Below are 9111 nucleotides of genomic sequence, written 5' to 3' on the forward strand. Positions count from 1 at the left end.
CGGCAAACGTGTACATTTCTTTTTCTACTATATCGGTCACTTCACCAATAGAGCGTTTAAATAGATCGGTTGATTCTACAATAGGAAAACGAATTTCTTGATAACCGAACGAAGCTACTGTCTCGCGTAAAATGTTTTCTACTTTCTGCCAAACTTGCGTGTCGCCCGGCAGACAATCGTTCATACCGCGAACTGCCTGAATTTGTTTTGCCACTGATAAATCCTAAATACTGTTTATGTGTAATAAAAAAATGCTTACACAACAAGAACGCTAAAAATTGACCCAATATTATATACCCAAACGACCTCAAGATGCGAGCGTCGTTGGAATTAAAAGAAATTACCATTATTAAAAGTAATACTTTGATATAAAGCCCGATGAAGCGCTGAACTCTGTATTTTGTGAATGCTTGGGTAAATCTATTATAAAGGTCAACGCCAAACACGAGTGCTTGGCGGTTAATACGTTATTTATTCGACTATTTTTACATCGATAGGGGTTTGGCTTTGCTTTTTATCGATGAAATCGCGAACGTAGCCCTCTAGTTGCTCAACAATGTTGTTGTTATCTATACGTGCTTTTTGGCGTTCGCCATTAATGTATAAACCTGAGCGACGGTTTGCACCGGCAAGGCCAATATCACTAACAAGGGCTTCGCCTGGGCCGTTTACTACACAACCAATAACTGAAACAGAAACAGGCTCAATGATATCTTCAAGGCGTTCTTCTAATTGGTTCATGGTGCTCACTACATCAAACTCTTGGCGTGAGCAGCTTGGGCAGGCAATAAAGTTAATACCGCGTGAGCGTATACGCAGCGATTTTAAAATATCAAAGCCTACTTTGATCTCTTGTACCGGGTCGGCGGCGAGTGATACACGTAGCGTATCGCCTATGCCTTCGGCAAGTAGCATACCTAAACCAACGGCCGATTTAACCGAGCCAGAGCGCATGCCGCCAGCTTCGGTGATCCCTAAATGTAGAGGTTGTTCTATTTCTTTAGCAAGCAAACGATATGCGCCTACAGCTAAAAATACGTCTGACGCTTTTACCGATATTTTAAACTGATCAAAATCAAGACGGCGTAATATATCTACATGGCGCATTGCTGATTCGAGTAATGCCTCGGGTGTTGGCTCGCCATATTTTTCTTGCAAGTCACGCTCTAACGAGCCACCGTTTACACCAATACGAATTGGAATGTTATGTTCGTGAGCTGAATCAACAACGGCTCTAATACGCTCTTCGCTGCCTATATTACCTGGGTTTATGCGCAAACAATCTACGCCATATTTTGCCACTTTTAAGGCTATGCGGTAATCAAAGTGAATATCGGCAACAAGGGGAATACTGACTTGCTCTTTTATACTTTTAAACGCTTCTGCTGCGTCCATAGTCGGTACTGACACACGAACTATATCGGCTCCTGCGTCTTGAATTGCTTGTATTTGTGCAACGGTTGCATCCACATCCATGGTGTCGGTGTTGGTCATCGATTGCACTGCAATAGGTGCGCCGTCGCCAATAGGCACATTGCCTACATTAATACGGGTGGATTTTCTGCGTTTGATAGGAGATTCTGAAAACATAGCGACTACTCTGCTAATGGTAAGGTAAATTTGGCTAAACGGTTTTTAGGAAAAGCCGAGATATCCACTGGCTCACCGTTTAAAGTAATGTTAACTACATTGTGCTTACCAAGCACAACAGCAAAAGGAGGTGTGCCAGAAACAGTCATTCTGTAACCTGCTTTTTTAACGCCAAAGGCTATTTTTTCCCCTTCGCCGTCGTGTATTTCGACCCAACTTTCGTCATTGAATAGCATTTCTATTGTGCTGATGTTGGCCTTTCCGGTATATGACTCTAGGGTTTGTTCGTCAAGTGTTTGTGTTACTTCGTCATTTGTAAAGTCTGTACTTTGCTCAATAGACTCTTGACGTAACTCCTCAGCGTCGTTTGCCGATTTTTGCTGTTCAATATTTGTTGATTGAATTGCCTGGCGCTCACTCATTATAGTGTTGCCAATATTTATATTTGTGGTTTGCTCTTCTATGGGGGTAGCGTTTTGCCAAAACCATAATGCAGACGAGCCAATAACTATGGCCAATATAATGTAGGTCACTAACATTAAACGGCTATCGCTGGCTTCTTTTTCTGTACGACGAGAAAAGCTTTGCATGTTAGCTGGTTTTGCTGGCTCAGGTGGCGCTGGCAACATGGCTAATATAGGGGTGCTATCTACCTTTAATTCGCGGCAATAGTTTTTTATGTACCCTTTTACAAAGGTAATAGGTCCTAACGCTTGAAACTCATTGTTTTCAAGGTGTTTAATTTGAAATTCAGAGAGCTTTAGCGGTTTAGCAATGGCTTCAATGCTTACCTTGGCTTGCTCTCTGTGTGCTTTTAGAATTTGGCCTACGGTAGGCTGTTCGCTCTGCGTTTTTTCTTCATTCATAATAAGTATGAGTCTGGATCCACTAGTAAAAGTCTATGTCCTGGTTTTAGCTCTATATCAGGACTTAATTTATTCCATCGCATTAATTCATCAATTAATACTTGCTTCTGGGTAGCAATATCGTAAAGGGAGTCGCCAGATTTAATTTCGTAATAAATATTAGGATCGTTTAAGTAAATTTTGCTGCCATTCATTACCCGATCTGACTCTTTTAATCCATTCCATTGCAGGAGTTTTTGTAGTTTAACATTGTATCGCACCGAAATGCTAAATAGGTTTTCACCAAACTCAATAATATGAAAAGGCACACGTAATGCTGCCACTTTAGGGTTTAACATCGGTAATGCTGTTTGCTTATTTGACGCTAAGTTTGTAAATGTAACATTATTACCGCTTTGGTAATCACTCCTTTCAAAAATATCTTCGTTTTTAGTGGCTTCGTAAAAAACAACATTTGAGTCGTTATTGGCAACGGTAGTGTTTGCCGTGACTGCTGGCTGATTTGTTTGAGGTGAATTAAAGTTAGCCGTTTTAGGCGCCCCAAAAGAAATAATTTTCACCTCTTCTTTTGGTGGTGCTGATGCTACTTTAGCTGCCACTGTTGCAGGTGCTGTACTAGGTTTAGTGGCGGGCTTTTCAATAACTGTCTCAGGTCTATTTGGTGCTTTGGGTTCAGTTGTTAAAGCACGTAATACCGCAGATGTATCTGTTGATGGCCCCGTAGGTGTAACTTGCTTTATTTCAGCTTGTTCTGGCTGTTCAGCAATTGCTGTTACTGCCGTTTTAGTTGTGGCTTTTTTTGAAGCCATTTTTGGTGTTGCTGAAACTTCAGCAACAGTGTTTTCAGCGCTTATGCTTGAATCATTTCTTGCTATGACTGGATTCGCGTCTTGCGTGTTTTGCTCAGGCTCTGCAGATCTAACTTGCGCTGGTTGTTTAATGACCAGGCTTTTTGTGTCATCTTGAGTAGGTGCTTTTTTTCTGACTATTTTTATTTTTGGTTTTGCACTTATATATGTGCTATCTGCATCAGCTTTTAGCTCATTTAGTTTGGCTTTACGGTATTTTTCACGCAGCATTTCAAATTCGTTAAAACGTGTTCGTTGCTCTCTGATTGCATACGCTTCGTTACTAGTAGAGTAGGTTTGTAAAAGGGTGCTTGCTACTTTTTCGGCTTCTTCTATTCGCCCCATACGATTTTTTACTAAATAGCTAAGCATCAAAGCACGCGACGATACTCGACCTGTGTCGTCATGTTTTTTAAGAATGTCGTTTGCTTTGTATAAATCACTTTTTGCATAAAACAAAGCCGCTAAACTTATAAGAGTTGAGGTTCGTTGAGAGCTGTGATTAAGCGCTTGCTTGAAGTAAGTTTCTGCGTTTTCAAAATCGTCAAATTCAATAGCGCATAACGCTAGATTTTCGTAGCTTTCGGCAACACGGATATACGTTGGAATTTCAATGGCTTTTAAAAATTGATCGGTGGCACGGTCGTATTCATCAATGCCACACAAAAATACACCGTAGTTGTTAAGTGTATTAGGGTCATCTGGTTTTATATCTAGTGCTTTTTGATAAGCCCTGTCGGCTAATGGGCTTTCACCTACTTGCTGGTAATAATACGCCATAGAGTAATGAACTTCAGGTAAGTTGGGAGCGAATTCAGCTGCGCGTTCTAGGTTGTATTTTGCTTGTGAATTATTACCTGTTTTTAGGTACTGTAAGGCTAAAGCTATTCGCGTGCGTGCTGCCCCGGCGTTATTGATTTTATTTTTGACAACGGGCTTATTACTGCCGTTATAACTACTTTCGGTAACACAGCCACTTAAAGCCAGTGCCGATAGTGTTATAGCAAGTATAGATCGCATTACCTTATCTCTTTATTTTTGTCCATATTGCCTATATTACCTAAAAGCCCTCATGTTGCATCAATTATTTAATAATAAACGATTTAACAGGAGGGCTTTAGGTAGTTTAACTAAATTAGGCTTGTTGGATGTTAACTGAGATTTTGTTATCGTCGCGCATTTTCTTTTTTGCCATACGTTTTGTACGGTCAACGACATCTCCGGCTAATTGTCCACAGGCTGCGTCAATGTCATCACCTCGAGTTCGGCGAACAATACATGTAATGCCAGCAGCTTGTAAAACCTTAGAAAAACGGTCAATTCGGCTGTTGCTTGAACGTGTATATTCGTTACCTGGAAACGGGTTAAACGGAATAAGGTTTACCTTAGATGGCGTGCCTTTTAACGTTTTAACAAGTTCGTGTGCTTGGTCGGTACTGTCGTTTACGCCATTAAGCATTACGTATTCAATTGTTACGTCTTTATTAGCTTTAGAGCCATCAATGTATCGACGACATGCGGCTAAGAACTCTTCAATAGGGTACTTTTTATTAATTGGTACCAAAATATCACGCAGTGCGTTATCTGGTGCATGAAGTGAAATAGCAAGCGCTACGTCAATCTTCTCTTTTAATAAATCAAGTGCAGGTACAACGCCTGATGTACTTAATGTTACGCGGCGCTTAGATAAACCAAAGCCCCAATCGTCCATCATCAGTTCCATTGCTGGTACTACGTTTTTAACGTTAAGTAATGGCTCGCCCATACCCATCATTACTACGTTAGTAACAGGGCGTTTTTCACTATTGCCATCTAGGCCAATATCTTTGGCTACACGCCAAACTTGGCCAATAATTTCTGATACTTTTAAGTTACGGTTAAAGCCTTGTTGTGCTGTTGAGCAAAAAGTACATTCTAGTGCACAACCTACTTGTGAAGATACACACAATGTTGCGCGCTCTTTTTCAGGGATCCACACGGCTTCAACTTCTTGTCCGCCTTCTAGTACTAAAGCGTATTTAATAGTACCGTCGCTCGCCTGTTGGCGAACTGAGATTTCAGGGGCTACAATTTCGCACTCAGCTTTAAGCTTTTCTTTAAGCTTTTTATTCACGTTGCTCATTTCGTCGAAGTTATCTACGCCAAAATGATAAATCCATTTCATCACCTGATCGCCACGAAATGGCTTTTCACCGAAAGATACAAATAGCTCGCGCATTGCATCTCGGTTTAAATCTAATAAGTTAATCTTTTTTTGCGCAGTGGTCATGAAACAACCTTAATCAGTAACGGTGGTGATAAAATTTACAGAGACAAATTGTACACAATTCGTTCACTTTAATCATTAAGTAAAGCATCATAAATAGCAGAGTAATACTTTAATTAATGACTAAAAAAGGGCTCGAAAGCCCTTTTCATACTTTGCAACACAGAGTTAGCTGTGAAACTCGAATTAACGAGTACGTGGGCAAAGTTCTTCGTCAGCGAAGAAGTACGCGATTTCGCGAGCAGCAGATTCAACAGCATCAGAACCGTGAACAGCGTTTTCGTCGATGCTATCAGCGTAGTCTGCACGTAAAGTACCAGCTAGCGCTTCAGCAGGGTTAGTTGCACCCATGATTTCACGATTTTTAAGAACAGCGTTTTCGCCTTCAAGAACGGTAACCATTACTGGACCAGATGTCATGAAAGATACTAAAGCGCCAAAGAAAGGACGTTCGCTGTGTTCAGCGTAGAAACCTTCAGCTTTCTCTTGAGAAAGGTGAACCATTTTAGCTGCAACGATTTTAAGACCAGCAGTTTCGAAACGGTTGTAGATAGCGCCGATGTGGTTTTTAGCTACTGCATCAGGTTTTACGATTGAGAAAGTACGCTCTAAAGCCATCTTTATGCTCCAATAATTTATAAGTAAAAGTGTGAATATTAACGGGCGCGAATTATACGCGTTTTAAGTGAAAAATCCTAATTTTATTAAAAACCAGTTCAATTACAGTTTTATGATCTTGATCAAGGGGAAATTTTTAGTGCTATTTATACTGCCGCGCTTCTGCTTTTATATTTAAATTTATGACGCACACAATTGGCTCAATGCCTGTTGTTGTAGGGAGCGCACATGCCATCTGTTTCATCTAGCCCATTTATACCAGAACTATTATGCCCAGCAGGGAGCTTAAAAAATATGCGCTATGCCTTTGCCTATGGTGCTGATGCGGTCTACGCAGGGCAACCTCGTTACAGTTTGCGCGTAAGAAATAATGAGTTTGATTTAGAGACCTTACAAATAGGTATTAATGAAGCACACGCATTAAATAAAAAATTTTATGTAGTATCAAATATCGCGCCCCATAACGCCAAAGTGAAGTCGTATTTACGAGATATAGAACCTGTAATTGCTATGAAACCTGATGCGCTGATCATGTCAGATCCTGGGTTAATTATGTTAGTACGTGAAAAGTGGCCCGATATGCCAGTTCACCTTTCTGTACAAGCCAATGCAGTAAACTATGCAAGTGTATTGTTCTGGGCAAAACAGGGTATTGAACGGGTGATTTTGTCTCGTGAGCTATCGCTTGAAGAAATAAGTGAAATACGTACGCTATGCCCGGAAACCGAGCTAGAAGTATTTGTACATGGTGCGTTATGTATGGCTTATTCTGGACGTTGTTTGCTTTCTGGCTACATAAATAAACGCGATCCAAACCAAGGCACATGCACTAATGCGTGTCGTTGGGAGTACGATGTAAAACCCGGTACTGAGAATGAAACCGGTGAAATGGTGCATAAAATTGACCCTAAAGCAGTTATACCCACTTTAGGTGACGGCGCACCAAGCAACGAAGTATTTATGCTCGAAGAGCAAGGACGCCCCGGTGAATACATGCCTGCATTTGAAGACGAGCATGGTACTTATATCATGAACTCAAAAGACTTACGCGCCGTGCAATACGTAGAACAGCTAACAAAAATGGGGGTGCACAGTCTTAAAATAGAAGGGCGTACTAAGTCATTTTATTATGTAGCCCGTACCGCACAGGTATACCGTAAAGCGATTGACGATGCCGTTGCAGGTAAACCATTTGATGCAGACTTATTTAAAACCCTTGAAAACCTAGCTCACCGCGGTTACACCGAAGGTTTTTTAAAGCGCCATGCTCATCAAGATTATCAAAATTACGAATACGGTCACTCTGTATCAACTAAACAGCAATTTGTAGGTGAGGTATTAGGAAGAAATGCTAATGGTTTGGTTGAAATAGATGTAAAAAATAAGTTTTGTGTTGGCCATTCATTAGAGCTAATGACGCCGAAAGGCAATATTAGTTTTACCCTTGAAAGTATTGAAAATAAAAAAGGCGAAAGCATTACCGATGCCAAAGGCTCGGGCCATATTGTTTTCATTCGTTTAGATAAAACTATAAATTTGCAACATGCTGTTTTGATGCGCAACTTGGATGAGCACCAAGATACCAGAAATCCATTTAAGCAAGTCGCGGCTAATTAATAATTAAACCCAATAACGAATGAGGCTGTGTATTACTGGGCAATTAAAGTAATTAACTAATGCTTAGATATTTTCGAACTAATTTAGAAGCAGCCTATTAAATTAAATTTTCATTATGTTATTTTTTGCTTGAGTCACTTATTAGTTTTAGCAAAATTATGGTAAGTACGAGTGCAGGGATTGCCCATATATAAGAATTCATTGTTTTTAACTCCAAAATTGAAAACTGAAATCAACATTAATGATTTGGCAACGTTTTGCAAGGAAACGATTACAAGCGCTCTTCATTCTAAAACTATCCGGCATAACGATAATTTTAAAAATGGTGATAAAAAATAAACAGAGTTAAGCATTCAGTTAATAAAGGTACTTGAATTTAAAACAAAACCCTACCGATTCTTGTTTTATAAATTATATTAATGAAAGAGGTTAATAGTGGCTCTACTTATAAATAGCAAATGCATTAACTGTGACATGTGCCATCCCGAATGCCCGAATGAAGCTATATACATGGGCGCTAAAATCTATCAGATAGATCCTGAAAAATGTACCGAGTGTGTTGGGCATTATGAAAAGCCAACCTGCATCAGTGTATGCCCAATAGATTGCATAAAACCTGACCCCAACTGGCGAGAAGCTTTAGATAAGTTAGCTGATAAATATGTACGTATTATTAGTAAGTCATAGAGTCTAAAAATGTAACTCTTAAAACTAGATATATGAGTAATTATATTAGCAGTAAGTAGTAGAGAATTTTAATGATGTATAAAACTGCTACCTCAATAAGAATGAAATAAATAGTTATGCGACTTTGCTAAACTCATGAGATGGGCTTTTTATCAGCTACTTATATTATTTAGCCCTCTAATTGTATACCTTTCATACTAAAAGTGTTTTTATTCAAAAAAGCGTGAATTAAGCATTGACCCCCACTCGAATATCCCTATAATGCGACCCCACTGAGACGGCAGAGCAGGCAACGCTTAAGCTGCAGGCAAAGCACTTAGTGAGTCGAGTAAAACTTAGGTTTAGATTTTTATAAAGTTTAAAATTAAGTGTTGACAAACACACAGGAAAGCGTAAGATTCGCTTCCCTTGAGTCGCTAAGGCAACTCAAACGTTCTTTAACAATATAAAGCAATCATCTGTGTGGGCACTCGTACAGATTGAGTTCTAACAGCCAAACTACTTCGCTCTTTATTGAGCAAGTAACGAGGCAAACAAATTAGAGTCTCAATGTGATTTCTCGAAAGAGAAGCTGAGTGACCAACAGCAATAACTACTTGGGTAGGAATTGCAGCACAGT

8 protein-coding genes and 1 pseudogene are annotated in these 9111 nt (G+C 39.8%); 2 read left to right on the plus strand and 7 right to left on the minus strand.

What is annotated here, in order from left to right; all coding sequences use genetic code 11:
* From ATS71_RS18975 to ndk, 6 genes and pseudogenes are all read right to left on the minus strand, one after another.
* Positions 1-214 (minus strand): annotated as a pseudogene (locus ATS71_RS18975) (ATP phosphoribosyltransferase regulatory subunit); the annotation flags it as partial.
* A gap of 257 nt (positions 215-471) precedes the next feature.
* The gene (gene ispG, locus ATS71_RS09265) at positions 472-1590 is read right to left on the minus strand and encodes a flavodoxin-dependent (E)-4-hydroxy-3-methylbut-2-enyl-diphosphate synthase (protein ID WP_058404576.1); all 1119 of its coding nucleotides are present in this window, start codon (positions 1588-1590) and stop codon (positions 472-474) included.
* A gap of 5 nt (positions 1591-1595) precedes the next feature.
* On the minus strand, positions 1596-2456 hold the full coding sequence (locus tag ATS71_RS09270) for a RodZ domain-containing protein (protein ID WP_058404577.1): 861 nt from the start codon (positions 2454-2456) through the stop codon (positions 1596-1598).
* Entirely contained in the window at positions 2453-4324 is a 1872-nt protein-coding gene (gene pilW / locus ATS71_RS09275; RefSeq protein ID WP_058404578.1) for a type IV pilus biogenesis/stability protein PilW, read from the minus strand. Before pilW ends, ATS71_RS09270 begins: the two co-directional genes overlap by 4 nt.
* A 115-nt stretch (positions 4325-4439) precedes the next feature.
* Entirely contained in the window at positions 4440-5573 is a 1134-nt protein-coding gene (locus tag ATS71_RS09280; RefSeq protein ID WP_006793574.1) for a bifunctional tRNA (adenosine(37)-C2)-methyltransferase TrmG/ribosomal RNA large subunit methyltransferase RlmN, read from the minus strand.
* 183 nt (positions 5574-5756) lie between these two features.
* Positions 5757-6188, minus strand: a complete 432-nt coding sequence (gene ndk, locus ATS71_RS09285) for a nucleoside-diphosphate kinase (protein ID WP_008111339.1) — start codon at positions 6186-6188, stop codon at positions 5757-5759.
* A 228-nt stretch (positions 6189-6416) separates the two neighbouring features.
* Between ndk and trhP the strand changes: the two genes are divergently transcribed.
* Both trhP and ATS71_RS09295 read left to right on the plus strand, forming a co-directional pair.
* Positions 6417-7805 carry a prephenate-dependent tRNA uridine(34) hydroxylase TrhP gene (trhP, locus tag ATS71_RS09290; protein WP_058404579.1) on the plus strand — a complete coding sequence of 463 codons (1389 nt, stop codon included), beginning with the start codon at positions 6417-6419 and terminating at the stop codon, positions 7803-7805.
* A gap of 435 nt (positions 7806-8240) precedes the next feature.
* Entirely contained in the window at positions 8241-8492 is a 252-nt protein-coding gene (locus ATS71_RS09295) for a YfhL family 4Fe-4S dicluster ferredoxin (protein ID WP_058404580.1), read from the plus strand.
* A gap of 437 nt (positions 8493-8929) precedes the next feature.
* On the opposite strand, the gene ATS71_RS18980 is transcribed toward ATS71_RS09295, so the two are convergent.
* Positions 8930-9111: hypothetical protein (locus ATS71_RS18980; protein WP_235591455.1), on the minus strand; the 182-nt coding region annotated here is incomplete at its 5' end.

The organism is Pseudoalteromonas sp. H71 (assembly GCF_001468485.1).
In the GTDB taxonomy this organism is placed as follows: domain Bacteria; phylum Pseudomonadota; class Gammaproteobacteria; order Enterobacterales; family Alteromonadaceae; genus Pseudoalteromonas.

Excerpts from the sequence above, each read along its gene's own strand:
- ispG (WP_058404576.1), bottom strand. The coding sequence starts at position 1,590 with ATGTTTTCAGAATCTCCTATCAAACGCAGAAAATCCACCCGTATTAAT.
- ATS71_RS09270 (WP_058404577.1), bottom strand. The coding sequence starts at position 2,456 with ATGAATGAAGAAAAAACGCAGAGCGAACAGCCTACCGTAGGCCAAATT.
- pilW (WP_058404578.1), bottom strand. The coding sequence starts at position 4,324 with ATGCGATCTATACTTGCTATAACACTATCGGCACTGGCTTTAAGTGGC.
- ATS71_RS09280 (WP_006793574.1), bottom strand. The coding sequence starts at position 5,573 with ATGACCACTGCGCAAAAAAAGATTAACTTATTAGATTTAAACCGAGAT.
- ndk (WP_008111339.1), bottom strand. The coding sequence starts at position 6,188 with ATGGCTTTAGAGCGTACTTTCTCAATCGTAAAACCTGATGCAGTAGCT.
- trhP (WP_058404579.1), top strand. The coding sequence starts at position 6,417 with ATGCCATCTGTTTCATCTAGCCCATTTATACCAGAACTATTATGCCCA.